Source organism: Cellulosimicrobium cellulans (assembly GCF_007679345.1).
Lineage (GTDB): Bacteria > Actinomycetota > Actinomycetes > Actinomycetales > Cellulomonadaceae > Cellulomonas > Cellulomonas cellulans_A.
This window is the reverse complement of sequence record NZ_VEGH01000005.1, coordinates 245,273-271,762: the sequence shown is the minus strand read 5'-3', so window position 1 is coordinate 271,762 and position 26,490 is coordinate 245,273. Positions and strand designations below refer to the sequence as shown.

The 26,490-nt window shown below is 75.0% G+C and carries 19 protein-coding genes; all 19 read left to right on the top strand.

Going from position 1 to position 26,490, the window contains the following annotated elements; genetic code table 11:
* Positions 1-230: 230 nt before the first annotated feature.
* Positions 231-2,573: a chemotaxis protein CheA gene (locus tag FS882_RS09050; protein WP_262348175.1), complete on the top strand. Its 2,343-nt coding sequence runs from the start codon at positions 231-233 to the stop codon at positions 2,571-2,573.
* Positions 2,570-2,986 carry a chemotaxis protein CheW gene (locus FS882_RS09045; protein WP_158372728.1) on the top strand — a complete coding sequence of 139 codons (417 nt, stop codon included), beginning with the start codon at positions 2,570-2,572 and terminating at the stop codon, positions 2,984-2,986. Before FS882_RS09050 ends, FS882_RS09045 begins: the two co-directional genes overlap by 4 nt.
* A gap of 221 nt (positions 2,987-3,207) precedes the next feature.
* Positions 3,208-4,809 (top strand): methyl-accepting chemotaxis protein, encoded by a 1,602-nt coding sequence (locus tag FS882_RS09040; RefSeq protein WP_158372727.1) that lies wholly within the window; start codon positions 3,208-3,210, stop codon positions 4,807-4,809.
* Positions 4,810-4,966: 157 nt separating this feature from the next.
* Positions 4,967-6,697, top strand: a complete 1,731-nt coding sequence (locus tag FS882_RS09035; protein ID WP_158372726.1) for a methyl-accepting chemotaxis protein — start codon at positions 4,967-4,969, stop codon at positions 6,695-6,697.
* A 265-nt stretch (positions 6,698-6,962) separates the two neighbouring features.
* Positions 6,963-8,567, top strand: a complete 1,605-nt coding sequence (locus FS882_RS09030) for a methyl-accepting chemotaxis protein (RefSeq protein ID WP_158372725.1) — start codon at positions 6,963-6,965, stop codon at positions 8,565-8,567.
* A 169-nt stretch (positions 8,568-8,736) separates the two neighbouring features.
* Positions 8,737-9,870: a multiple monosaccharide ABC transporter substrate-binding protein gene (gene chvE, locus FS882_RS09025; protein WP_158372724.1), complete on the top strand. Its 1,134-nt coding sequence runs from the start codon at positions 8,737-8,739 to the stop codon at positions 9,868-9,870.
* Complete coding sequence (locus FS882_RS09020; RefSeq protein WP_158372723.1) at positions 9,870-11,510, top strand: methyl-accepting chemotaxis protein; 1,641 nt, start codon at positions 9,870-9,872, stop codon at positions 11,508-11,510. The genes chvE and FS882_RS09020 overlap by 1 nt, the downstream gene beginning before the upstream one ends.
* A 103-nt stretch (positions 11,511-11,613) precedes the next feature.
* Positions 11,614-12,813, top strand: coding sequence for a chemotaxis response regulator protein-glutamate methylesterase (locus tag FS882_RS09015; protein WP_158372722.1), 1,200 nt, complete (start codon positions 11,614-11,616; stop codon positions 12,811-12,813).
* The gene (locus FS882_RS09010) at positions 12,810-13,820 is read left to right on the top strand and encodes a CheR family methyltransferase (RefSeq protein WP_158372721.1); all 1,011 of its coding nucleotides are present in this window, start codon (positions 12,810-12,812) and stop codon (positions 13,818-13,820) included. Before FS882_RS09015 ends, FS882_RS09010 begins: the two co-directional genes overlap by 4 nt.
* Positions 13,817-14,200: a response regulator gene (locus FS882_RS09005; protein WP_147795564.1), complete on the top strand. Its 384-nt coding sequence runs from the start codon at positions 13,817-13,819 to the stop codon at positions 14,198-14,200. Before FS882_RS09010 ends, FS882_RS09005 begins: the two co-directional genes overlap by 4 nt.
* Positions 14,197-14,652, top strand: a complete 456-nt coding sequence (locus FS882_RS09000) for a chemotaxis protein CheX (RefSeq protein WP_158372720.1) — start codon at positions 14,197-14,199, stop codon at positions 14,650-14,652. Before FS882_RS09005 ends, FS882_RS09000 begins: the two co-directional genes overlap by 4 nt.
* A gap of 67 nt (positions 14,653-14,719) precedes the next feature.
* Entirely contained in the window at positions 14,720-15,082 is a 363-nt protein-coding gene (locus tag FS882_RS08995) for a response regulator (protein WP_147797104.1), read from the top strand.
* Positions 15,079-15,567 (top strand): hypothetical protein, encoded by a 489-nt coding sequence (locus FS882_RS08990; protein WP_158372719.1) that lies wholly within the window; start codon positions 15,079-15,081, stop codon positions 15,565-15,567. The genes FS882_RS08995 and FS882_RS08990 overlap by 4 nt, the downstream gene beginning before the upstream one ends.
* 188 nt (positions 15,568-15,755) lie before the next feature.
* On the top strand, positions 15,756-16,817 hold the full coding sequence (locus FS882_RS08985; protein ID WP_158372718.1) for an LCP family protein: 1,062 nt from the start codon (positions 15,756-15,758) through the stop codon (positions 16,815-16,817).
* Positions 16,814-18,082, top strand: coding sequence for a UDP-N-acetyl-D-mannosamine dehydrogenase (gene wecC / locus FS882_RS08980; protein WP_262348174.1), 1,269 nt, complete (start codon positions 16,814-16,816; stop codon positions 18,080-18,082). Before FS882_RS08985 ends, wecC begins: the two co-directional genes overlap by 4 nt.
* Positions 18,083-18,189: 107 nt before the next feature.
* Positions 18,190-19,704, top strand: a complete 1,515-nt coding sequence (locus tag FS882_RS08975; protein WP_262348179.1) for a glycosyltransferase — start codon at positions 18,190-18,192, stop codon at positions 19,702-19,704.
* Positions 19,705-19,759: 55 nt separating this feature from the next.
* Positions 19,760-21,310 carry a hypothetical protein gene (locus FS882_RS08970; RefSeq protein WP_158372716.1) on the top strand — a complete coding sequence of 517 codons (1,551 nt, stop codon included), beginning with the start codon at positions 19,760-19,762 and terminating at the stop codon, positions 21,308-21,310.
* The gene (locus tag FS882_RS08965) at positions 21,307-23,967 is read left to right on the top strand and encodes a glycosyltransferase (RefSeq protein WP_158372715.1); all 2,661 of its coding nucleotides are present in this window, start codon (positions 21,307-21,309) and stop codon (positions 23,965-23,967) included. The genes FS882_RS08970 and FS882_RS08965 overlap by 4 nt, the downstream gene beginning before the upstream one ends.
* Positions 23,964-26,489, top strand: a complete 2,526-nt coding sequence (locus FS882_RS08960) for a DUF6270 domain-containing protein (RefSeq protein ID WP_158372714.1) — start codon at positions 23,964-23,966, stop codon at positions 26,487-26,489. The genes FS882_RS08965 and FS882_RS08960 overlap by 4 nt, the downstream gene beginning before the upstream one ends.
* Position 26,490: the final 1 nt, after the last annotated feature.

Sequence of the window (26,490 nt, the reverse complement as noted above, 5' to 3'; positions counted from 1 at the left end):
CGGTCGTTCCCGCGCCGAGATCGCACGTCGTGCGGGGTTCCACCGGGGCGAACCCCGCGGGAAGTGCGACCTCGGGGTCTCGACCTTCTGCGGCCACCCGTCCGGGTGACGGCCGCGCCTTCACCCGGCGTCGGGGCCCCGTCGCCCGCAGAAAGCCTCACGCCGCCCCCGGACCCGCCGATCCTCACCTCAGACGGGTCCGCACCCGGTAGGAGGCAGCAGTGGAGGACATGGACGAGATCGTCCGCGAGTTCCTCGTGGAGAGCCACGAGAACCTCGACCAGCTCGACCAGGACCTGGTGGCCCTGGAGAGCGAACCGGGGTCGCGCTCGCTCATCGCGAGCGTGTTCCGGACGATCCACACGATCAAGGGAACCAGTGGTTTCCTCGCGTTCTCGCGCCTGGAGCGCGTGGCCCACGCGGGGGAGAACCTGCTGGTCGAGCTGCGCGACGGCCGCCGGTCGATGGACCAGGCGACCACCGACGTGCTGCTGCGGCTGGTCGACACGATCCGCGAGATCCTGCGCGCGATCGAGGTCGAGGGCGGCGAGGGCGGGGTCGAGATCGACGCGGTGATCGCCGCGATCGAGGCGATCCAGGCGATCGAGCCCGGCGCCGAGCCGGCCGCCGAGGCCGCGCCCGAGCCGGCCGCCGCGCCCGTCGAGCCCGACCCCGCGCCCGTGGCGGCCGCCCCCGTGGCGGCCCCTGCCGCACCGGCGGTGGTCCCGGCGCCCGCGCCGGCCCCCGCGGTGGAGACGGTCGCGCCGGAGCCCGCCGTCGCCGCCGCGCCGGCCCCCGCCGCCCCGGCGGCGGCCCCGGCCGCGGCCGAGGAGCTCGGTTCGCTGCGCGCCGGCGCCGCCGACGCCTCGATCCGCGTGGACGTCGACCTGCTCGACGCCCTCATGCGCCAGGTGGGCGAGCTGGTGCTCGCCCGCAACCAGATCAGCCGGCTGGCGGGCGACACCGACGACGTCGACCTCGCCCGCTCCGCGCAGCGCCTCAACCTCATCGCCGGCGAGCTGCAGGAGGGGGTCATGAAGACCCGCATGCAGCCCATCGAGCACCTGTGGTCGAAGATGCCGCGCATGGTCCGCGACGTCGCGGCGGCCTGCCACCGCGAGGTGCAGCTGGAGCTGTCCGGCGGGGACACCGAGCTCGACCGCAGCCTGCTGGAGGCCGTGAAGGACCCGCTGACGCACCTGGTGCGCAACGCGGTCGACCACGGCATCGAGGCCTCCGCCGACCGGATCGCCGCGGGCAAGGCACCGAAGGGCGTCCTGGCCCTGCGCGCCTACCACGCGTCCGGCCAGGTCGTCGTGGAGGTCTCCGACGACGGCCGGGGCATCGACCCCGAGAAGATCGGCGCCAAGGCGGTCCAGAAGGGCCTGCGCACGGCCGACCAGGTCGCGGCGATGAGCCAGGCGGACCTGCTGCAGCTGCTGTTCCTCGCCGGGTTCTCCACGGCCGAGGTCGTGTCGAACGTGTCCGGCCGCGGCGTCGGCATGGACGTCGTCCGCACCAAGATCGAGTCGATCGGCGGCGCGGTCGAGGTCGACTCCGTCGTGGGCCGCGGCACGACGTGGCGGCTGCGCATCCCGCTGACGCTGGCGATCATGCCGGCGCTGACGGTGGAGTGCTCGGGCGACCTGTACGCGATCCCGCAGGTGAACCTGCTGGAGCTCGTCGCGCTCGACTCGCAGCGCTCGGAGTCCGGCATCGAGCACATCCACGAGGCGGCCGTGTACCGGCTGCGCGGGGAGCTGCTGCCGCTGGTGTCGCTCTCGGAGGTCCTGGAGGTCGGCGGCGAGCGCCCCGAGAACGCGGTCATCGCCGTGGTCCAGTCGGACCAGCAGCGGTTCGGCCTGCTGGTCGACCGGGTGCTGAACACCGAGGAGATCGTGGTCAAGCCGCTGTCCGCCCGCCTCAAGGCGATCGGCGCGTACTCCGGCGCGACCGTCCTCGGCGACGGGCACGTCGCGCTGATCCTGGACGTGCAGGCCATCGCCCGCCGCGCCCTGGCCGGCGAGCTCGACGTCGCCGCCCGCGACGCGCACGACAACGCCGCGGCCAACGCGGTCCGCGACACCCAGCAGGTCCTGGTCGTCGGGATCGGCGGCGGCCGCCAGGTCGCCATGCCGCTCGCGTCGGTCGCCCGCCTCGAGCACGTGCAGGCCGACCAGGTCGAGTACGTCGGCGGCCGGGAGGTCGTGCAGTACCGCGGGACGATCCTGCCGCTGGCCCGGCTCGACCGGATCCTCGGCGCCTACGGGTCCGAGGAGTCGTCCGAGCTGCTGCTCGTGGTCTACAGCCGCGCGGGCCGCAGCGTCGGCCTCGTGGTCAAGGAGATCGTCGACATCGTCGACGACGACTCGGCCCGGCACTCCGACATCGAGGACGCCGGCCTGGTCGGCTCCACGGTGCTGGGGGAGAAGGTCACCGAGCTGCTGGACGTGCGCCGCGCGATCCTCGCCGCCGACGCGGCGTTCTACGACGAGCGGCCCGAGCACCGCTCCACGTACGACGACCTCCCGACGCAGGTCGGCGGGTCCGAGCTGGTGGGAGCCACCCGATGAGCCAGTACGTCACCTTCAACCTCGGCGGCAGCCTGTACGGGGTCGACGTCACGCGGGTGCAGGAGGCGCTGCGCTCGCACGTCCGCACCCGCGTGCCGCTGGCCCCGCCCGGGGTCGCCGGCCTGGTGAACCTGCGCGGCCAGGTCGTGCTCACGGTCGACCTGCGCCCCCGCCTCGGCCTGGAGCCGCTGGGCGAGGACGCGGAGCCGATGATGGTCGTCGTGCAGGTGGCGGGCGAGCCCGTCAGCCTGCTGGTCGACGAGATCGGCGACGTCATGGAGGTCGGCCCCGAGACGTTCGAGGCCCCGCCGGAGACGCTGGACGCCGCGCTGCGGCCGCTGATCCTCGGCGCGCACAAGCTCGACGGCCGGCTGCTGCTGGTCCTGGACGTGGACCAGGCCACCGCGGCCTGACGCCCCGCGCGCACGGAGCACCCGCGAGGGGCCCGCGCCGACCTCCTCCGGGACGTCGGCACGGGCCCCTCGCGTCGTCCCTGCGCAAAGCGCTTCACTTCACCCGCCGCCGACGGTCACGCAGGTCAGCGCGCTGCCGATGGGAGGGGCGTCCCGGCGACACGTCCGGCCCGCGCTGAGCCGCGCGGGTCGCGTCGCCCTCGCACGCGCCTGGAGCGTCCATGTCCCGAACCGTCACCGCCCCGTCCCGCGCCCGCGGGCTGCGGCTGTCCATCGCCGGCAAGGTGCTCGGCCTGCTCGCCGCCTCCGGGCTCGTCGCCGTGATCGTCGTGGTCGCCGCCGCGACCAGCCTGGTCCAGCTGCGCGACGAGGTCGCGAAGGAGGGCGCCTACGTCGCCCAGCTCGGCCAGGTGAGCGACCTGCAGCGCGCGCTCCAGGCGGGGCGTGCGCGGATGGTCGAGTACCCGGCGGCGTCGACGGACGTGCGAGCCGACCTGCGCGACCAGCTGGACGAGTACATCGCGAAGATCCAGGAGCAGCAGGCCGCGTACGACGACCTCGCCGTGAACGACCAGGCGTGGTCCGACTTCGACTCGGGCTGGAACGAGATGGTCCGCCTGGCGCAGGACGAGCTGTTCCCGATGGCCGACGACGGCGACGTGGCGGGGGCGGCGGCGTTCTACCGCGCGCAGATCCTGCCGCAGACGACGATCGCGGCGGACGCGATCGCCCTGGAGAACCAGTCGGTGGCCGAAGTCGCCGACGAGAGCACGGACGCGGCGTCCGCGCTGGTGACCCGCACCATCGTGACGGTGATCGTGCTCCTGGTCGCCGGCCTGGCGGTCGTGCTGGCCATCGGCTTCGTCGCGTCCCGGCGGCTCGCGCAGGGAGCCGGGCAGGTGCGGCACGCGCTCGAGGCGATGGCCGAGGGCGACCTCACGGTCCGCGCCGACGTGCGCACGGCCGACGAGCTCGGCGACATGGCGCGCTCCCTGCAGGCGGCCCAGGGCAGCCTGCGCGGCGTGGTGTCCGGCGTCGTCGAGACCGCCCAGACGGTCGCGGCGGCGGCGGAGGAGCTGTCGGCGGCGTCCACCCAGGTGGTGGCGGGGTCGGACGAGACCTCGGCGCAGGCGGGTGTGGTGGCGGCGGCCGCGGAGCAGGTGTCGCGGAACGTGCAGACGGTGGCGGCGGGTGCCGAGCAGATGGGGGCCTCGATCCGGGAGATCGCGCAGAACGCCTCGCAGGCGGCGAAGGTCGCGGGTCAGGCGACGGACGCGGCGGCGGTGACGAACGAGCAGGTCGCGCGGCTGGGGACGTCGTCCCAGGAGATCGGGAACGTCGTCAAGGTCATCACGAGCATCGCCGAGCAGACGAACCTGCTGGCGCTGAACGCGACGATCGAGGCGGCCCGCGCGGGTGAGGCGGGCAAGGGCTTCGCGGTGGTGGCCGGTGAGGTCAAGGAGCTGGCGCAGGAGACGGCGAAGGCGACCGAGGACATCGCGCGGCGGGTGGAGGCGATCCAGGCGGACACCAGTGGTGCGGTGGGCGCGATCGGGGAGATCAGCCACATCATCGCGTCGATCAACGACTACCAGCTGACGATCGCGAGCGCGGTGGAGGAGCAGACCGCGACGACCACGGAGATGTCCCGGTCGGTGGCCGAGGCCGCGACGGGGTCGGGGGAGATCGCCACGAACATCACCGGAGTGGCCTCGGCCGCGACCCAGTCCTCCCAGACCCTGAACCAGATGGGCTCCGCGATCGGCGAGCTGGCCCGGCTGTCCGAGGACCTGCGCGGACGCGTGGCCCGCTTCACCTACTGAGCACGTCCCGCGCGCACCGGCCGCGGCGACCCCGACGAGGGGGCGCCGCGGCCGGTCGTCGTTCACCGCCGGTTCACCCCGGCACCGGCTCACGCGGCTGCCCGCCCGGTCGATCAGATGCCCAGCAGGGGACGACACCGAGGAACGAGGACCCACCATGAGCGTCACCACGACGTCGAGGCAGCCGCGCACGGCCGTCCTCGACCGCGTGCCCACGCCGCGCGGCCCGGGCGGGTCCGCGCCCGCGCGCACCCCCGGCACGCCCACCCCCCGCGCGACCGGCGGCAACCGTGCGACGGCGCTGTTCGTCGACCGCGGCGTCCGCACCAAGATCCTGCTGCTGCTGGCCCTCGTGGTCGCGGTGGTCGCCGGCACCGGCACCTTCGCCTCCGTGCGCATGAGCTCCCTCGCGGACGACACCGGCACCGTGCAGGGCGTGGCCTCCGACGTCATCGCGCCGCTGGCCGTGGTGCACCAGGAGGAGATCAAGGCGCGCATGGTCATCGCCGAGGCGGGCGCGGGCGAGTCGACGACCGAGGCCGACCAGCAGGAGGCCCTGGACGAGATCGCCGCGACGGACGCGGACCTGCAGGCCGCGGCAGACGCGTTCGAGGAGGGCCTCGGCGGCATCGAGGTGCCGGGCTGGGCCGACTTCCAGGCCGCGTGGGCGCAGTACCGGCAGATCCGGGACGAGCAGCTGGTGCCAGCGGCCTTCGCCGGCGACGACGTCGCGTTCGACGCCGTCAACGAGGGCGAGGCCCGGGCCGCGGTCGACGCGATGATCGCCGGCCTCGACGCCGCCGAGAAGAGCGCGGACGACTTCCTGCGGCAGACCGCCGACAGTGCCGCGATGGAGGCGGACTCCGGCGCCCGGGTGCTGGTGATCGTGCTCTCCCTCGGCGTGCTGCTGGTCGCCTGCGTCGGCCTGGTGATCGCCCAGGTGATCCGGCGCCAGGTGACCGAGGTGCAGCGCGCGGTCGAGGCGATGGCCGAGGGGGACCTGACGGTCGTCCCGGCCGTCGACTCCGCGGACGAGCTCGGCCAGATGGCCCGGGCCGTGACCCGCGCGCAGGAGAACCTGCGCGCCACGGTGTCGGGCGTGGTCGAGACCGCCCAGACGGTCGCCGCGGCGGCCGAGGAGCTGTCCGCCGCGTCCCACCAGGTCGTGGCCGGCTCGGACGAGACCTCCGCGCAGGCGGGCGTCGTCGCCGCCGCGGCGGAGCAGGTGTCCCGCAACGTGCAGACCGTCGCCGCGGGCGCCGAGCAGATGGGCGCCAGCATCCGCGAGATCGCCCAGAACTCCACGCAGGCCGCGAAGATCGCGGGCCAGGCCACGGACGTCGCCCAGTCGACCAACGACCAGGTCGCCCGCCTCGGCGTCTCCAGCCAGGAGATCGGCAACGTCGTCAAGGTCATCACCAGCATCGCCGAGCAGACGAACCTGCTGGCCCTGAACGCGACGATCGAGGCGGCGCGGGCCGGGGAGGCCGGCAAGGGCTTCGCGGTCGTGGCCGGCGAGGTCAAGGAGCTCGCCCAGGAGACCGCCAAGGCGACCGAGGACATCGCGCGCCGCGTCGAGGCCATCCAGGGCGACACGACCGGGGCCGTGGCGGCGATCAGCGAGATCTCCTCGATCATCGCGTCGATCAACGACTACCAGCTGACGATCGCCAGCGCGGTCGAGGAGCAGACGGCGACCACCAACGAGATGTCCCGGTCCGTCGCCGAGGCGGCCACCGGCTCGGGGGAGATCGCCACGAACATCACCGGGGTCGCCGCGGCGGCCGCGGAGTCCTCGCAGACGCTGAACCAGATGGGCGGCGCGATCGGCGAGCTCGCCCGGATGTCCGAGGACCTGCGCGCCCGGGTGGCGGGCTTCCGCTACTGACCCCGGCCGCGGCGCCCACCCGCGCCCCGCCACCGCGCCCGGCCACCGCGCCGAGCGAGCAGTCGACACGTCGAGCGAGCATCCGCCGGATGCTCGCTCGACGTGTCGGTTGCCCCCTCGACGCGCGGGCGGCCGGGCGCGGGCGGCCGGGCGCGGGCGGCGGGCGGGCGCCGATTCCACCCGCCGGCCGGCGCGGAACCGCTCGCGGTCCCGCGCCGGCGGCCGATGGGGAGGACGTAGGTCCCCCTCGACGAAGGAACGACAGATGAGCGTGCAGCACGACGGCTCCCCGCGGCGGCTCTGGGCCGACCGTCCGGTGCTGGTCAAGATCCTCACCGCGGTGCTCGTGATGGTGGCGATGACCGCGGTCGTGACCGCCGTCGCGATCGGCTCCCTGCGGACCCTGCGCGCGGACGCCGCCGAGATGTACTCCGGCAACGTGACGCCGCTGCAGCAGCTCACCGAGATCCAGCGCTCGTTCCAGGGCGACCGCGCCCGCGTCATCCAGTACGGCATCGCGGACGCCGAGACCCGTGCCACGCTCGCGGACGAGCTCACGGAGCGCCAGGGCGACCTGGCCGCGCAGATCGAGGAGTACCGGGCCAACGCGGTCAGCCAGGACGACGTCGACACGATGGTCGCGGCGCTGGACGACTACTACGCGGCGGCCGAGGACACGCTGTTCCCGATGGCCGACGCGGGGGACACCGAGGAGTTCGGCACGTACTTCAACGACACCGTGCGCCCGCTGACCACCGCGGTGATGGACGCGATGCAGGTCGAGACCACCTCGCAGGGGGACCAGGCCGAGGCGCTCGCGAAGGAGACGGACGCCCTGGGGGCCCGGTCGGTGTGGATCACGGTGCTGGTCGCGCTCGTCGGCGCGCTGGCCGCGTCCGCCCTGGCGTTCGTGGTCGCGCGCGGCATCGTCCGGCGGATCGGCGGCGTGTCCTCCGCGCTCGCCGCGGCCGGCGACGGCGACCTCACCGTGCCGTCCGGCGTCGACGGGCGCGACGAGATCGGCACCCTCGCGGTCGACCTCGAGCGCACGCAGACCAGCCTGCGGGGCCTGGTGTCCGGCGTGGTCGAGACGGCCCAGACGGTGGCCGCGGCCGCCGAGGAGCTGTCCGTGGCGTCGCACCAGGTGGTCGCCGGCTCCGACGAGACCTCGGCCCAGGCCGGCGTGGTCGCGGCCGCGGCCGAGCAGGTGTCCCGCAACGTGCAGACGGTGGCGGCCGGCGCGGAGGAGATGGGGGCCTCCATCCGCGAGATCGCCCAGAACGCGTCCCAGGCGGCGAAGGTCGCGGGCCAGGCCACCGACGTCGCCGCCGCCACGAACGACCAGGTCACCCGGCTCGGCGAGTCCAGCCAGGAGATCGGCAACGTCGTCAAGGCCATCACCAGCATCGCCGAGCAGACCAACCTGCTGGCGCTGAACGCCACGATCGAGGCGGCCCGCGCCGGGGAGGCCGGCAAGGGCTTCGCCGTCGTCGCCGGCGAGGTCAAGGAGCTGGCCCAGGAGACGGCCAAGGCGACCGAGGACATCGTCCGCCGGGTCGAGGCCATCCAGGCCGACACCGGCGCCGCGGTGACCGCGATCGGCGAGATCTCGCACATCATCGCGAGCATCAACGACTACCAGCTCACCATCGCCTCGGCCGTCGAGGAGCAGACCGCGACGACCACGGAGATGTCCCGCTCGGTGGCGGAGGCCGCGACCGGGTCCGGCGAGATCGCCACGAACATCACCGGCGTCGCGTCGGCGACGGCGACGTCCTCGCAGACGCTCGGCCAGATGGGCGACTCGATCGGCGAGCTCGCGCGCATGTCCGAGGACCTGCGCGGCCGGGTGGCCCGCTTCACCTACTGACGCCCGCCGCCGTCCGCACGAGGCCGCCCGGGTCCCGCACCCGGGCGGCCTCGCCGTGTTCACCCGCCGTTTCCCCGCGGGAGCGCTCACAACCGGGTGATCCCGGTCGATCCAGGGGGCACGGCCGCGGCAGGGAGCGCCGCGCGCCGGATCGGACGAGGGAGTCGAGATGAGGCACGGGAAGCGCCACCGTGCGGGGAATGCGCTCGCCGCGTCCCTCGCCGTGGCAGCGGTGGTGACGGTCGCGGGCTGCGGGTCCGCGGACCCCGGAGCGGGCGGCGGCGCGGACGACGGCGGCCGGCCGCTGGTCGGCGTGGCGATGCCCACGACGACCTCCGAGCGGTGGATCGCCGACGGCGAGAACGTGCAGGACCAGCTGCAGGCGCTGGGCTACGACGTCGACCTGGAGTACGCCGAGAACGACGTGCCCACCCAGGTGCAGCAGCTGGAGGACATGATCGCCGCCGGCGCCGACGCGCTGGTGATCGGGTCCATCGACGGCGTCGCGCTCAAGGACGTCCTCGGTGACGCCGCCGATGCCGGGATCCCGGTGATCGCGTACGACCGGCTGATCCGCGAGTCGCCCGACGTCGCCTACTACGCCACCTTCGACAACGCCCGGGTCGGCGTCCTGCAGGCCACGCAGCTGCTGCAGGGCCTCGGCGTGCTGGACGCGGGCGGCGAGGCCACCGGCGCGTCCGGCCCCTACAACGTGGAGCTGTTCGCCGGGTCGACCGACGACAACAACGCGAGCGTGTTCTACGCCGGCGCCATGCAGGTGCTGCAGCCGTACCTCGACTCGGGGGTGCTGGTCGTCCCGTCGGGCGAGACCGACTTCGAGACGATCGCCACCGCCGCGTGGGACCCGAAGAACGCCACCGCGCGGATGCAGACCCTGCTCCCGCGGTACGCGGACCGGCGCCTGGACGGCGTGCTGTCCCCGTACGACGGCATCTCCATCGCGGTCCTGGACGCCGTCAAGGGCATCGGCTACGGCTCGGCCGACCAGCCGCTGCCGGTCGTGACCGGCCAGGACGCCGAGCTGGCCTCCGCCAAGTCGATCGCGGCGGGCGAGCAGTACGGCACGGTCTACAAGGACACCCGCCAGCTCGCGGAGGTCGCCGTCTCGATGGTGCGCGCGCTGCTGGACGGCGCCGAGCCCGAGACCAACGACAACGCCTCGTACGACAACGGCGTGAAGGTCGTCCCGTCGTACCTGCTGTCGCCGCAGGTGGTCACGGAGGAGAACTACCGCCAGGTCCTCGTGGACGGCGGCTACTACACGCCGGAGGAGCTGGGCTGATGCGCACCACCGACCACACCCGGGCCGGCACCCCGGCCGCGACCCGGCGCAGCCGCGCGTCCTGGTTCTGGGACCGCCCGATCGCCCTGAAGATCGCCGTCTCGCTGCTGGTGCTCGGCGGCACGTTCGCCCTCGTCGGCGGCGTCGGCGCCGTGGCGCTGTACCGCGCCGGCCAGCACCTGGAGGAGATGTCCGGCCTGACCGGGGACCTGCAGTCGGCCATGTCCGAGCTGCGCACCGCCCAGGCCCGCAGCCACCTGCTCGTCCACCGCGCCGCCGAGGCGACCGACGAGTCCGTGAAGGCGCAGCTGCTCGAGTCCTCGGCGTGGAACGACCGCGACGTCGCCGCGCAGATCGACGCCATCGACGCGTACCCGCAGTCCGACACCCGGCAGTGGACCGACTTCGTGGACCGCTGGGACGCCTGGGTGACCTACCGCGACGGCACGCTGCTGCCGTTCGTGCAGGCGGGGGACCTGACCGGGCTGCGCACCGCGCTCGCGGCCGACGCCTCGGCGGACCCCGACTGGGCGGGCCGCGCGCTCGCGCTGGCGCAGGGTCAGGTCGACGCGCAGGTGGACCAGATCCTCGCCGACAGCCGCGCCGAGGTGGACCGCACGATCGTCGCGCTCGTCGCCGCGTTCGTGGTCGGCGCCGCCCTGTCCGGCCTGCTGGCCGTGCTGGTGATCCGCCGGATCACCCGGGCGGTGCGCAGCGTGCAGGGCTCGCTCGAGGCGATGGCCGACGGCGACCTCACCGTGCCGGCCGAGGTGCCGTGGCACGACGAGACGGGCCGGATGGCCGAGGCGCTCGGCCAGGCGCAGGAGTCGCTGCGCACGACGCTCGCGGGCGTGGTGGACGCGGCCGGCTCGGTCGAGACGACCGCCGCCAGCCTCACCGCGTCGAACGGCGACGTGGTCGCGGGTTCCCAGGAGACCTCGGCGCAGGCCGGCGTGGTCGCCGCGGCTGCCGAGGAGGTGTCCCGGAACGTGCAGGCGGTCGCCGCCGGCGCGGAGCAGATGGGCGCCAGCATCCGGGAGATCGCGCAGAACGCCTCGCACGCCGCCAAGGTGGCGAGCCAGGCCACCGACGTCGCGGCCGCGACCAACGACCAGGTGGCCCGCCTCGGCGTCTCGAGCCAGGAGATCGGCAACGTGGTCAAGGTCATCACGAGCATCGCCGAGCAGACGAACCTGCTGGCGCTCAACGCGACGATCGAGGCCGCGCGGGCCGGGGAGGCCGGCAAGGGCTTCGCGGTCGTGGCCGGCGAGGTCAAGGAGCTCGCGCAGGAGACCGCCAAGGCCACGGAGGACATCGCCCGCCGGGTCGAGGCCATCCAGAACGACACCACGGCGGCCGTCACGGCGATCGGGGAGATCTCCCAGATCATCGCGAGCATCAACGACTACCAGCTCACCATCGCCAGCGCCGTGGAGGAGCAGACGGCGACCACCAACGAGATGTCCCGGTCGGTCGCGGAGGCCGCCACGGGGTCGGGTGAGATCGCCACCAACATCACCGGCGTCGCGGGCGCCGCGGCCCGCTCCGCGGACGTCCTGGGAGGAGTGTCCTCGCAGGTCAGGGACCTCGCGACGCTGTCCGCCGACCTGCACGAGCGGGTCGCGCGTTTCACCTACTGACGGCACCCACCGAGCCGCCCCGGCGGCTCAGGAACCGGCCGCACCGACCGATCAGAACCACGAACCCGGCCGGTGCGGCCGGTCCGCGTGTAAGGGGAACTTCGTGACCAGGATCCGTGTGCTGGTGGTCGACGACTCGGTCGTCGTCCGCCGGCTGGTGACGGACTCGCTCTCGCGCGACCCCGACATCGAGGTGGTGGGCTTCGCCTCCAACGGGCGCATCTCGCTCGCCAAGGTCGACCAGCTGGCACCCGACCTCGTCACCATGGACATCGAGATGCCGGAGATGAACGGCATCGAGGCGGTGCGCGCGCTGCGCCGCAACCGGCACACCATGCCGATCATCATGTTCTCCACGCTCACCGAGCGCGGCGCGTCCGCCACCCTGGACGCCCTCGTCGCCGGCGCGACGGACTACGTGACCAAGCCCGCGAACGTCGGCAGCGTCCAGGAGTCGCTGGACCGGGTCGCGAGCGAGCTCATCCCGAAGATCAAGGCGCTGGTGCCGCACCGGCCGGGTGCCGCCGGGGCCCTCCCGCCCCCCGGCGGCCCGGTCGCCGGGCCGCCACCCGCCGGGGCACCCGCGCCGCGCGCCCGCGTCGGTGCGGCCGCCGGACCGGCTCCGATCGCCTCCTCGGCGAACGCCCGCCGCGCGGTCGTCACCCGCCCGGCGCCCGCGCCGCACCCGGTGAGCGCCGTCATCATCGGCTCCTCGACCGGCGGCCCCGAGGCGCTGTCCAAGGTGATCGGCGCGCTGTCGGCGGCGCCGCCGGTGCCCGTGCTCGTCGTGCAGCACATGCCGCCGGTGTTCACCCGGCAGCTCGCCGCCCGGCTCGACCGGCTCGGCCCGGCCACCGTCGTGGAGGCCGCCGACGGCGACCTGCTGCAGCCCGGTACCGTCTACATCGCGCCCGGCGACCACCACCTCGAGCTCAGCCGGTCCGCGGGCCAGCTCCGCGTGAAGCTGACGGACGGCCCGCCGGTGAACTTCTGCCGCCCCGCCGTCGACGTGCTGTTCCGGTCCGCGGTGCGCGAGCTCGGCGGGCAGCTGCTCGCCCTCGTGCTCACCGGCATGGGCGCGGACGGCCGCACCGGCTGCGAGGACGTCGTCGGGGCCGGTGGCACCGTCGTGGTGCAGGACGAGCCCACCAGCGTCGTGTGGGGGATGCCCGGGGCGGTCGCCACCGCCGGGTTCGCCCACCGCGTGCTCCCTCTGAACGAGGTCGCCCCCACCCTCGAGTCCGTGCTGGCCCGCGCCGGCGCCGGACGCCCCGCAGCAGCCCCGATCGGAGGTCGGCCATGAGTCTGACCCAGGACACGTTCGCCTTCGTCGCCGACGTCGTGCGGCGGCGCAGCGCCATCCAGCTGGAGGCCGGCAAGGAGTACCTCGTGGAGAGCCGGCTGCTGCCGCTCGCCCGCGAGGGGGGCCACGCCGGCGTCGACGCGTACGTCCGCGAGGTGCGGTCCGCGCGCCGGGAGTCCGACCTGGCCGACATCGTCGAGGCGCTCACCACCAACGAGACGTCCTGGTTCCGGGACAACACCCCGTTCAGCGCGCTCCGGACGCACATCGTCCCCGGGCTGCGTGCCGAGCGGACCGTGCTGGACGGCCTCAAGGTCTGGTCGGCCGCCTGCTCCACCGGGCAGGAGCCGTACTCGATCGCCATGACGCTCACCGACGTGCTCGGGCCGGGCGCGCGGTTCAGCATCACCGCCACCGACCTGTCCGAGCAGGTGCTCGCGCAGGCCCGGTCCGGCCGGTACTCGCAGCTCGAGGTCAACCGCGGCCTGCCCGCGCCCATGATGGTCCGCTGGTTCCAGCGCAACGGGCACGACTGGCAGATCGCCGACGAGCTGCGCCGGACGATCACGTTCGCGAAGCACAACCTGCTCGACCTGCCGCCCGCCGGCCCGTTCGACATCGTGTTCCTGCGCAACGTGCTCATCTACTTCGACCTCGAGACCAAGCGCTCGATCCTCGGCCGGGTGCACCGCGCCCTGCGCCCGGGCGGGTACCTCGTCCTCGGCGCCGCGGAGACCACGATCGGCGTCGACGGCGACTGGGAGCGGGTGCCCGTCGAGCGCGGGTCCGTGTACCGCCCGGTGCACGCCGGTGCCGTCCCGGCCCCGCGCCCCGCACCCGGCACCCTCACGGGCGCCACCCCCGCGGTCCCGGCCGGCGCGCCCCGCGTGCCCGTCGCCGGGGTCCCCACGTCCACCTGGCCGGTCCAGCCGCGACCGGCCACCACCCTGCCCACCGCGCCGCGGCGCCCCGCCGGACCGGCATTCGAACAAGGAGTGACGCGATGAGAGCACTGGTCATCGACGACTCGCGGACGATGCGGCGCATCGTCGCGGGCGCCCTGGAGGACCTGGGGTTCAGCACCGTCCAGGCCGGGGACGGGCAGCAGGCGCTGGACCTGCTCGAGTCGGGGGAGGAGGTCGACCTCGCCTGCATCGACTGGAACATGCCGGTGATGGACGGCCTCACCTTCGTCACCAAGGTCCGCGCCAACCCGGCGTGGCGCAACATCACGCTGATGATGGTCACCACCGAGAGCGAGCACGGCCAGATCGTGCGCGCCCTCGCGGCGGGCGCCCACGAGTACCTGATCAAGCCGTTCACCACCGATGCCATCCGCGACAAGCTCGACCTGCTCGGGCTCGTCCCCGCCGAGGAGCCCGTATGACCGCCGCCGCCGTCGAGCAGGACCAGGTGTTCGCGATCGCCGAGGAGGTGTTCGCGGCCATGATCGACGGGGAGCCCGGCTACCTCCGCCCCTGGGAGGGCGAGGTGCCCGCCCCCGCGGAGCCCCTGGCCGCCTGGGTGGACGTGCACGGCGAGCTCGCCGGGCGCGCCGCCGTCACCACCGACGCCCCCACCGCGCACGAGCTGACCCGCGCCCTGCTGGGCATGGGCGCCGACGAGCCGGTCGGCCCCGAGGACCTGCAGGACGCGTTCGGCGAGGTCGCCAACGTCGTCGGCGGGAACATCAAGGCGCTGCTGCCGAGCCAGGGCACCCTCGGGCTGCCCCAGGTCGAGTCGGCGCTCCCCGCGGCCCCCGCCGGGTCGCTCACGCACGAGCTGCGCCTCGACTGGCGCGGCCGCCCGATCGTCGTCGTGGTCTCGCTGTTCCAGTGAGCCCCGGCGCCACCCAGACCCCCGCGACCACCGTCGTGGGACCCGCCACCGAAGGGAAGTGACGAGCATGATCCGCGTGCTCATCGCCGACGACAGCCGGGTGATGCGGCAGATCGTGATCCGCACGCTGCGCCAGGCCGGCTACGACTGGGACGTCCGCGAGGCGTCCGACGGCCAGGAGGCCCTCGAGGCCGTGCGGGCCGACGAGCCCGACGTCATCCTGTCCGACTGGAACATGCCGAACCTGACCGGCATCGACCTGCTGCGCGCGCTGCGCGCCGAGGGGTTCGGCACCCCGCTCGGGTTCGTGACCTCCGAGGGCTCCGAGGAGATGCGCACCACGGCCGAGGAGGCCGGCGCGCTCTTCCTCATCGCCAAGCCGTTCACCGCGGACACCTTCCGCGAGGCGATCGACCCGGTGCTGGCATGAGCGACGCCACGCCGCTGCCCGCGGCCATGGAGGTGCGCGAGCACTGGGAGGGCCTGGTCGGGCGGGACATCACCGTCACGACCGGCGGCCCGATGGTCGACCCGGTGCGAGGCGGCGGGGCGCTGGTCGGCGTCTACGTCGACAAGCTCATGAAGCTGTCCGCGCTCGTGCTGTTCGACCTGCCGCTCGCCGCCCACCTGGGCGCGTCGATCGCGCTGGTCCCGGCCCGCACCGCGCAGACCGCCGTCGAGGAGGAGCAGCTGCCCTCGGCCCTGGCCGAGAACGCCGGCGAGATCCTCAACGTCACCGCCGCGCTGTTCAACGTCGGCGACGCCCCGCACCTGAAGCTGGACAAGTGGTACGCCCCGCGCGAGCCGCTGCCGGCCGACGTGGCGCAGTGGGTGCTGGCGTACGTGCGCCGGCTCGACCTCGAGGTCGAGGTGTCCGGCTACGGCAAGGGCACGGCGTCGGTGCTGGTCATCTGAGGCACCGCCCTCACCTACGTGGTGCCGCCCCGCCCCCGGTCTTCCGGGGCGGCACCACCTAGCGCTCCCCGGGCCCGCGGGCACGAACCGGGCGAAAGGTGGCGCAACCGCCCGGCTCCGGCACCGAGCGCACGCCGGCACCACCTTGAGTGGCGGGCGCCGCGCCGGTGCGCTCCTACGTTTCCCCCATGCCTGCCCGCCGCCATGCCGCGCGCCCCGAGCAGCGGCGCAGCAGGCGCGCGCTCGTCGTCACCCTGTGCCTGCTGCTGTCCCTCGTGCTCGTCGCCGTCGGCGGCGTCTGGGGCCTGCAGCGGTGGCTCGTGGGCCGCGTCGACACGTTCGCCGACCCGTTCACCGGCCTGACCGACCGCCCGCCCGCTGCGTCCCCGGCCGCGACGGCCGAGGCCGGCGCCACCCCGAAGACCCTCCTGCTGCTGGGCTCCGACAGCCGGATCTCCGCCGGCGACCCCGCGTCGTGGCAGCGGGGCGCCCAGCGCACCGACACGATGATGCTGGTGCACCTGCCCGCCGACCGGGGTGCGGCGTACATCATGTCCGTCCCGCGCGACTCCTGGGTCGAGATCCCCGGGCACGGTCAGGCGAAGATCAACGCCGCGTTCGCGTACGGAGGGCCGAGCCTCACGGTGCAGACCGTGGAGCAGCTCACGGGCGTGCGCATCGACCACGTCGCCGTCGCGGACTTCGAGTCGTTCGCGGCCGTCACCGACGCGCTCGGCGGCGTGCGGATCACCCTCGCCGAGGACTTCACGCACGACGGCACGACCGTCCCCGCCGGTCAGCACCAGCTGCTCACCGGCGACCAGGCGCTGCGCTGGGTGCGCGAGCGCAAGGGCCTCGCCCGCGGCGACTTCGACCGGATGCACCGCCAGCAGGCCTGGGTCCGCGCGATGGTCGCGACCATGCGCAACGAGCGCACCCTCGCCAACCCGCTCACGTCCGTGCCGTTCCTGCGGGCCGTCGGCGACGCCGTCGCGACCGACGAGGGGCTGGACGCCGCAGCGATGGCCGACCTCCGGGACCGGGTCGGGGACCTCGCGTCCACGGACCTCACCTTCTTCACCGTCCCGACCGAGGGGACCGGGCGCAGCCCGGACGGGGCGCAGAGCATCGTGGTGCTCGACCGGCCGGCCCTGGACGAGCTGATGGCGGCGGTCCGGGCGGACGCGGTGGGGGAGTACCTCGAGCACAACGCCGGTGCGGTGGACCTGCTGCCGCCCGTGGTGCCGTGAGCGAGGGCGGGTGCGGCCGGCTGGACGGCCGCAGGGTCGCCGTCGTCGGCCTCGGCTACATCGGGCTCCCGACCGCCGCGGTGCTGGCGTCGCACGGCGCCGACGTCGTGGGCGTGGACGTCGACACCGGTGTCGTCGCCGCGGTGAACCGGGGCGAGGTGCCGTTCGTGGAGCCCGGTCTCGGGGTGGCCGTGGCGGGCGCCGTCGCCCGGGGCGCGTTGCGCGCGCAGCGGGACGTGCCCGAGGCCGACGTGTACGTGGTGGCGGTGCCGACCCCGCTGGGCGCGGACGGAGGGGCGGACCTCTCCTGCGTGGACGCCGCCGCGGACGCGATCGCCCCGCGGTTGCGGCCCGGCGCGCTGGTGGTGCTCGAGTCGACGTCGCCGCCGGGGACGACCCACCGCCTGGCGGAACGGCTCCTCGCCGAGCGCCCCGACCTGCGGCCGCTCGACGGCGAGGTCGCGCTGCACGTGGCCCACTGCCCGGAGCGGGTGCTCCCCGGGCGGGTGCTGACCGAGATCGTCGAGAACGACCGGGTCATCGGCGGCATCACCCCGGCCTGCGCCCGCCTGGCCCGCGACGTCTACGCCGCGTTCTGCCGAGGCTCGATCCTGCTGACCGACGCGCTCACCGCCGAGCTGTCCAAGCTCGCGGAGAACGCCTACCGGGATGTCAACATCGCGTTCGCGAACGAGCTCTCGCTGATCGCCGACGCCCTGGGCGCGGACGTGTGGCGGCTGATCGAGCTCGCGAACCGCCACCCGCGCGTCGACATCCTGCAGCCGGGGCCGGGAGTCGGCGGGCACTGCATCGCCGTCGACCCCTGGTTCCTGGTAGGGGCCGCGCCCGCACGGGCACGGCTGATCCGGACGGCCCGGGAGGTGAACGACGCGCAGCCCGGCGTGGTCGTCGACCGGGTGCGCGCCGCCGTCAGCGGGCTCGAGCGGCCGCGCATCGCCGCGCTCGGGCTCGCGTTCAAGCCCGACATCGACGACCTGCGCGCGTCGCCGGCCGTCGAGGTGGTCGGTCGCCTCGCCGCGCTGCTCCCGCGGGCGTCGATCGAGGTGGTCGAACCGCACGTCCCGGACCTGCCCGACACGTTGGCACGGTTCGCCAACGTCACGCTCGCGACGCTGGAGGAGGCGACGCGAGGAGCCGACCTGATCGTCGTGCTGGTCGACCACGCGCCGTTCCGCGCGGTGGGCCGGGAACAGCTGCGCCTCGACGAGGCCGTCACCGTGGACACCCGCGGGCTGTGGCGGTGAACGTCGCTGCCGCGTCGTGGAGGCGGATCTCTCTCGCCCGGACGGCGCTCTGGCATCTCCGGCACGGTGGACCCGGTCCGTCGAGACGGTACCGGCGACGGGTGGCGATGCTGACTGCCCGGTCCGAGCAGCCCCGCCCCCCGCGTCGCCCGCGCGTCGGTGTGCTGCTCGACGAGGCGACCCGAGCCGCGATGCGCCCGGAGTGGCGCGAGGTGGATCCGGGACGGCTCGACATCGACCTCCTGGTGATCGGGTCGTCGCGTGCGCGCCGCGTGCGGCCCTGGCCGGCCCGCGGCCGACTCCCGCGTCCGGTGCCCGAGGACCTCGTCGCGGCGTGCCGCCGGGCCGGGATCCCGACGGCGCTGTGGGACACCGAGCGGCTCGATGCGCCGCTCGTGGCCGGAGCGGACGCGTGCGACCACGTCTACGCGGCGGACCCCCGGCGCGTCGAGCGGTACCGGCACGAGGCGGGGGTCGGTCGCGTGTCGGTGCTGCCGCCGGCGGTGCAGCCGCGGACGCACAACCCGGTTCGCGGCCCGGACGAGCCGCGCGCCGCGGGGCCGCTGGTGCTGAGCGCGGGCGGCCGCGGCGCGCGGGGGCGCACGGCGGCGTCCTACCGCCGGCACGGTGCCGCGGTGGTGCCGCACGACGCGGACGTGCCCGTAACGGCGCGCGCCGCGCTCGAGTGCAGCGCGTCGGGGACAGCGGTGCTGGTCGTCGGGGAGCGCGCCACCGTGCCGCTGGCGCCGGGCGAGGTCGACTGCCCCCCGCCCGAGGACGCCCCGGTCGCGCTGCGGGGCCTGCTGCGATCGGCCGAGCTGCGCGACCGCCTCACGCACCGGGCGCAGCGCCGCATCTGGCGGGAGCACACGGCGGGGCACCGCGCCCGCGTGCTGCTCGCCGACGCCGGGCTGCCCGTCCCGCAGGACGAGGGGCGGGAGGTGACCGCCCTGGTGTCGACGGGCCGCCCGCGGCAGCTCGACCACGTGCTCCGCTCGGTCGCGGCCCAGCGGGACGTGCGGGTCCAGCTCGCGCTGCTCGCGCACGGCTTCGTCCCGGACGCCGCGGAGGTGCGAGCACGCTGCCGCTCGCTCGGCATCGAGGACCTGGTGCTGCTGTCGGCGGACTCCGACGTCCCCCTCGGCACCTGCCTCGACCGGCTGGTCCGGGCGGCGGACGCCGGCGTCGTCGCCAAGATCGACGACGACGACCTGTACGCGCCGGACTACCTCGCCGACCAGCTGCACGCGCTCGCCTACTCGGGCGCTCAGGTGGTCGGGAAGCGCGCGCACCACGTCTACCTCGCCGATCTCGACGCGACGGTGCTCCGGTTCGGCGACTGGGAGCACCGGTGGTCCGACCTGGTCGCGGGGCCGACCATCGTCTGCCGGCGTGACGTCGCGCTGGCGGCGCCCTTCCCCCCGGTGCGGTCCGGGGAGGACACCGGCTTCCTGCGCGGTGCCCTCGACGCCGGCTGCCGTGTGTACTCCGCGGACCGGTTCGGCTTCGTGCAGGTCCGCTCCGCGGGCGCGTCGCACACCTGGCGGGCGTCCGACCGCCGCCTCCTCGCGCACGGGGAGGTCGTCTTCTTCGGCCGGCCAGAGCGCCACGTCTTCGTCTAGCGGCCGCCGCCCCGGCCGCTCCCATCCGCCCCGTACGAGTCCCGAGGAGCCCGTGATGAGCATGCCGATCCGCACCCGCGCGGCCCGGGTCGTCGGTCTGTGCGAGACCCGCCCGACGCCGGGGCGGACGGTCGCCGCCGAGGTCGCGGTCCGCGACGTCGAGGCGGTCGAGGGGGCGCAGGTGGGCGCCGCCCTCCGGTTGCGGCTCGCGCGGGCGGTCGCCCGGGTCGACCCCGGGACCGCCGCTCGGCTGTATCGGGAGCACGTCGAGGCGGCGGCGGGCGGACCGGCTCCGGAACCCGACGACGTCCTGCGGCTGGCGGAGCAGGGCGAGTGGGACGTCCTCGGGCAGTGGTGGGGCGACGACGCCGACCGCAGGGCCGGGGCGCTCGCGGCGCTGCTCGACCCCGCCGGCGGAGCCCCGCTCCGCGCGCTGGTCGTGCTGCTCGACCGCCTGTTCGCGGACGGGGTGGTGCCGGCACCGGTGCAGGGGCCCGCCGACGCCGAGCGCCTGCGCGCCCTGGTCGAGGAGTCCCTGCGATCGGGTGACCCGGCCGCTCTCGGGGCCGCCTCGCGCGCCGCCGAGGCCGTCGAGCGACGGCGCGGCGCCGCCGCGGGGTGGTTGGCGACCGTCGGCGTGCTCGCCGCGGGGGTGGCGACGGGCGCGGTCGGGGAGGACGGCCGTCGCACGCTCGCCGCACGGCTCTCCCGGCTCGAGGACGGCGTCCCGCACCTGCGTGCCCTGCGCGGGTGGTGGGACGTCGAGCCGCTGATCGGGCCGGGCACCGGTGCCGGGTCGACGCGCACGCGGCTGGCCTCGTGGACAGCCGCCGTGGCCCGTGCCGACGCGGCGCTGGACGAGCCGGGTCCAGCCGCCCACCGGCAGGAGATCCGGGACGCTCTCGGCGCGGCGCTCGCGGCCGCCGGGGGCGACACCGGGCTCACGCGGGAGCTCCGGCGGTGCCTGGTGCTCGAGGCCGCGCGGCGTGGTGAGGTGCGGCTCGCCCGGGCGGAGCTCGGGGCGCTGACGGCGGCGGGGGCACCGGACGCGGCGCGCCGCAGGCAGCGACGCGCCCTGCGGCGGGTCGTGGACGCGCTGGACACCGACTGGTGCGTGACCCGCCCGCGACGGCTGTCGCCACCGGCGCACGCGCCCCGCACACCGGGCGACGTCCACCCGGTACGGGTCGCCGAGCGGGCCGCGGTGCTCGCGCGGCTGCGGCAGGACGACCCGGGAGCCTTCGCGGACGCAGCCGGAGCCTTCGCGGACGAGCTGTGCGGCGCCGGCTACGAGAACCACCGGTTCCTGCTGTCGCTCCGCGTCGCCCAGGCCGAGGTGCTGCTCGCCCTCGGTCGGGTCAAGCACGCGGCGCGGCTCGCGCGGTACGCCGACCGGCAGGTGCGCGCGCAGCTCGCGCACGACGACGACCTGCGCGCGGCGTCCGCCCTCGTCCGGATCCGGGCCGAGCTCGCGTCGGGGTCGGTCGAGGCGGCGCGTGCCGCCGCGGACGCGCTGCCGCCCGCCGGGACCCGGCGGCTGAGGTCGGAGTTCTCGGGCCCGGCGCTGCGGGCGCTCGTCGGCGGCACGACGGGGGGCGACCGGTGACCCGGCCGCGCTTCACCGTCGCCCTCTCGTTCTACGACGTCGCGCCGTACCTGCCCGCGACGCTCCGGTCGCTGGAGCGGCAGACGTACGGTCTGCGGAACCTGCAGGTCGTCCTGGTCGACGACGGCTCCACCGACGCGGGTGGGCGGATCGCGGAGCGCTTCGCCGCACGCCACCGGTCGGTGACCCTGATCCGGCAGCAGAACGGCGGGCCGGCCGCGGCGCGGAACCGCGCCCTCGACGTCGCCGAGGGGGAGTGGTTCACGTCCGTCGACGGCGATGACGTGCTCGACCGCGACTACTTCGCGGCCGTCGCCCGGCTGCTCGACCGGGACCGCGAGTCGCGCGCGAGCATGGTGGCCCCCCGGTTCCTGGTCCTGGACGACCGGACCGGACGGTTCCGGGACACGCACCCCCTGGGCGACAAGCACCGGTACGGCGACCGCCTCGCCAGGCTCGCCGACGAACCGCAGGCCATCGCCCTCGGTACGCCGTTCCTGCGCACCGACACCCTGCGGGACCGGGGGCTCCGGTACGACCACCGCGTGGCCCCGACCTACGAGGACGCCCACCTGATCGGCCGCTACCTCGCGGCGCACGACGACCCGGTCGTCGGCATCGCGGCGAGCGCGCGCTACTACTACCGCAAGCGGGCCACGCAGGGATCGCTGGTCCAGTCGTCGTGGGGGGACGCCGACCGGTTCCGGGCGGTGCCCGAGCACGGGTACCTCGGCCTGCTCCGCGACGCGGCCCGGGCCAACGGGGGGCGCGCCCCGGCCTGGGCGCAGCACATGGTCCTCTACGACCTGATCTGGTACCTCAAGGAGGAGCAGGCGACCAGCAGCCGCGCGGGCTGGGTGCAGGGGGAGCTGGCGGCCCGGTTCCTCGAGCTGCTCGCCGAGATCATGACCCTGGTCGACGGGTCCACGATCGAGGCCCACTCCTGCAACCCGCACCCCTGGACGATGCGCCAGGCGCTGCTCACCCGGTTCGCCGACGACGGCGTCCTGCCGCGGGTCTTCCGCTGGGCCGACCGCGGGGGCCGGGCCCAGGTCTCGGTGATGCACCGTGCACCCGAGGTGCGGGTGCGCGCGTTCAGCGGCGGGGTCGAGGTCCACGCCAGCACGGTGGGCGTCCGCGTGCACCGGTACTTCGGCGAGGACTTCATGACCGAGACCTCGCTCGAGTGGCCGGCGGCCGACGAGGTGGCGCTCTGGGTAGACGGCGTGCCGGCCGTGCTGCGCCGGATGCACCAGCCCGTCTGCGGGCGCCCGTCCGCGGGGACCTACCGGCTGGAGCCGGACCCGGCCGCCGGGGGCCGTCCGCGCGCAGGCCGGATCCGTTCGGCGTGGCGCGTCCTCGAGGTCGCGGCCCTCGCCACCGGCCGCTCCCGGGCCCGGGTCGCCGCGGGCCTCGGTCGCCGGCTGGTCGCGCGGCGACGTCGCCGCGCCGAGCAGGCGGCCCGCGCGGCGTGGGTCGCGGCGATCACGGAGCGGGCACGGTCGACGGCCGCGCGGGAGCGGTACGCCGGCGCCTGGCTGGTGATGGACCGGCCGGGGACCGCGGACGACAACGGTGAGCACCTGTACCGGTACCTGCGCGCCGAGCGGCCGGACATCGACGCCTACTTCGTCCTCGAACGGACGTCGCCGCACTGGGACCGGCTCGCGGCGGAGGGGTTCGCCCTGGTGCCGTACGGGAGCGACGAGGCGGCGCTGCTGACACTGAACGCGGCCGCACGGATCTCCTCCGACGCCGTGGCCGGGTGCATGTACCCCCTGCCCCGCCGCGAGTTCGGGGAGCCGCCCGGCATCTTCGTCTTCCTCCAGCACGGCATCCTCAAGGACGACGCCTCCCGCTGGCTCAACGGCAAGCGGATCGACCTGATGATCACCTCCACCGAGGCCGAGCACGAGAGCTTCGTGGGACCGCGGTCGCCCTACGCGCTCCGCCGGGACCAGGTCGCGCTCACCGGGCTGGCGCGGTACGACGAGCTGCTGCGGCGACGCCGCCGCGCCGGGCCCCGGCGGGGCGGCGTGCTCGTGATGCCCACGTGGCGGCGCGCGCTGCGCGAGGACCTGGAGCGCTGCGCGTCGGACGCCGAGCGGCAGGCGGTCTTCGCGCGCTCGGAGTTCGGCCGCCGCTGGCTCGCGCTGCTGTCCTCGTCCGAGGTCGCCGACCTCGCGGAGCGGTCGGGCGAGCCGGTCCGGCTCCTGCTGCACCCGCTGCTGCAGCGGGTGCTGCCGCGGGTCGACCTCCCGGCCCACGTGCAGCAGGTGGACCCCGGGCAGGGCGAGTTCCAGACCGAGCTCGTGCGGTCGTCGATGCTGCTGACCGACTACTCGTCGGTCGCCTTCGACGCCGCGTTCGCGGGGCTGCCCGTCGTCTACTACCAGTTCGACCGGGAGGCGATGTTCGGCGGGGAGCACCCGCTGCGGGTCGGGTACTTCGACTACGTCCGCGACGGGCTGGGGCCGGTCGTGACCGCGCAGGCCGATGCCCTCGCCGCCCTGGCGGGGCTCGCGGACGCCGGCTTCACCGTGCCCGAGGTGTACCGCCGGCGGGCGGACGCGACGTTCGCGTTCCGCGACGAGGGCAGCTGCGGGCGGATCGTGGCGGCCGTCGAGCGGCGCATCGCCGAGGTGGCGGCGCGGTGACCGGGCCGACGATCGCGCTGCTGGGCTCGTGCGTCTCGCGGGACGCGTTCAACGGCGGGCTGAACCCGGGCTGGCGGGAGCGCTTCCGACTGGGCCCGGCGCACTACCAGGCGTCGCTCATCAGCCTGCTGGGTCGCCCCGAGCCACCGCCGGCGGGTGGCCTCGAGGACCTGGACCCGCACGCGCGGACGTGCGTCCTCGCCGAGCTCTCCCGGCGGTTCCTCCCCGAGGTGGCCGAGACCCGCCCGGACCACCTGCTGGTCGACCTGTTCACCGACGCCCGGTTCGGCGTGCTCCGGACCGCCGGGGGCTGGGTGACGGACAACTCGTGGAAGATCGGGGCCAGCGCGGCCTACGCCGGGTTCGCCGACGCCGACCGGCTCGCTCTGGACCGCACCCCGGACGCGTTCCTGGCCCTGTGGGACGAGGCGTGCGAGCACCTGGCCCGGTTCCTCGCGGAGCACTCGCCGGGGACCACGGTCCTGGTGAACCGGGCGCGGGGGGCGGAGCGTCGGCTCGGTCCGGGCGGGATCGCGCGCGTCGACCCCGCCGAGGTGCGCGCGCTCAACGCGCGGTGGGACCTGCTCGAGCGGCGTCTCCTGCGTCGGATCCCCGACGCGCGCGTCCTCGACCCGATGGCGGGCGGGATCTGCGCCGCGGACCAGCACCCGTGGGGCCGGTACTGGGTGCACTACGAGCCCGCGTACTACCGGCAGCTCGACCGCCTGCTCCGGCGCGCGACCGGCCAGGAGTGCGCGGACCGGCTCAGCCTGGACCAGCTCGGCCTCGACCTCGGGCTGGACCAGGCGTCGAGCCAGCACGACCACCTCCGCCGGTACGAGGAGCAGGTCGCCGGGCTCGACGGGGACCTGCGGTCCGTCGCGATCGTGTCCGCGAAGATGCCGGTGCACACCGGCCTGGCGTTCGCGCGGCGCTACCCGTCGGCCGACGTGCACGTGCTGTCGCTGACGGACGTGGATGGCACCGACCTCCTGCCCGACCTCCTGCCGAACCTCCGCGTGCACCGCGTCCGGGGCCTCGGGCAGATGCACGCCGTCCTCGCGCGGCTCCCGGGCCTCGACCTGCTGATCGACGACGGGGAGCACGGCAGGGCGCAGCAGCGGTCGTTCCTGCGGGAGCTGCTGTACTACGTCCGCGACGGGGGCGTCTACGCGATCGAGGACCTGCACGCGCTGCGACTGCCGTCGTTCCGCGACGACCGTGGCGAGTCGGTCCTCGACCTCCTGCTGCGGCTCACGGTCGGAACCGGCCACCCCGCCGTCCCGGTGGCCGGGTCGGAGGCCGACCGCGCGCTCGCGGCCGCGATCGGCGAGGTCCGCATCTCGGCCCGTCTGGGCCTCGTGCGCAAGCGGGGGACGCACTGGCTGCGGGTCACCGAGAACGACGACCTCGGGCGCGTCCTGGGCGACCGCGCGGCCGGCTGGTGCTCGGAGCGCGTCGTCGAGGCCGGGTACGACTACGAGGTGCCGATCACCCCGACGTCGAACCGGGACGACCTCGGACGGGACCGGTTCATCCGGCGGTACCGCCAGCCCGACCGGCGGGTGCGCGAGTACGAGGGCGTGCTGGTGGCGCCCCGCGGGATCGTCGCCCGGGACGGCGTCTGCCTCCCCGAGACCTTCCGCCTCTACCGGAATCGGGTGCCCGGGCACGCCGAGCTGCCGAACGCCGACCGCCGGTTCGTCGTCGCGCCCGACCTCGCCGCGCGCCGGCTCCCCACGCTGCCGGGCGCGTACTTCCACCTCGACGTCGAGTGGCCGGAGGGCTACGGGCACCTCCTCACCGACCTGCTGGGGCGGCTCTGGTGCTGGCCCGAGGTGGTCGCGGAGCACCCCGACATCCGGGTGCTGGTCTCGACCAAGCCGGAGGGTGCGCCGGTGCCGCCGTGGTACGTCGACGTCCTGGCGGCCGCGGGGATCGAGCCGTGGCGCCTCACCGCGCTGCGGGGCCCGGCGCGCGTCGAGCGGCTGGTCGCGGCGACCCCGTTGTTCTCCAACACCGAGGTGGCGCACCCGCGGCTCGGCGAGCTGTGGCGCTCGACGACGGCCGCGCTGTGCCGGGCGGCGGGGGAGACGGACACCCCGAGCCGGATCTTCGTCTCCCGCAGGGCGCAGTCGCGCAGGGCATGCCACAACGCCGCCCGACTGGAGGCGAGGTTCGAGGACGCCGGATACACCGTGGTGTATCCGGAGGACCACCCGGTGGCGGACCAGGCGCGGCTGTTCGCGCGCGCCGACGCGGTCGCCGGGTACGGCGGGAGCGGCCTGATCAACACGATCCACTGCCGGGACGGCGTCCCGCGCATCGTGATCGCCCCGGAGGGGTTCACCGCGATGAACGAGTACCTCATCGCCACCGTGCAGCGGGCGCCCGTGCACTACTTCTGGGCGCCCGCGGACGTCCCGCTCGGCCCGGCGTGGTCGTTCCGGGCGTTCATGTCGGACTTCACCTTCGACTTCGAGCGGGACGGCGCGATGCTCGACGGGCTGCTCGACGGGTGAC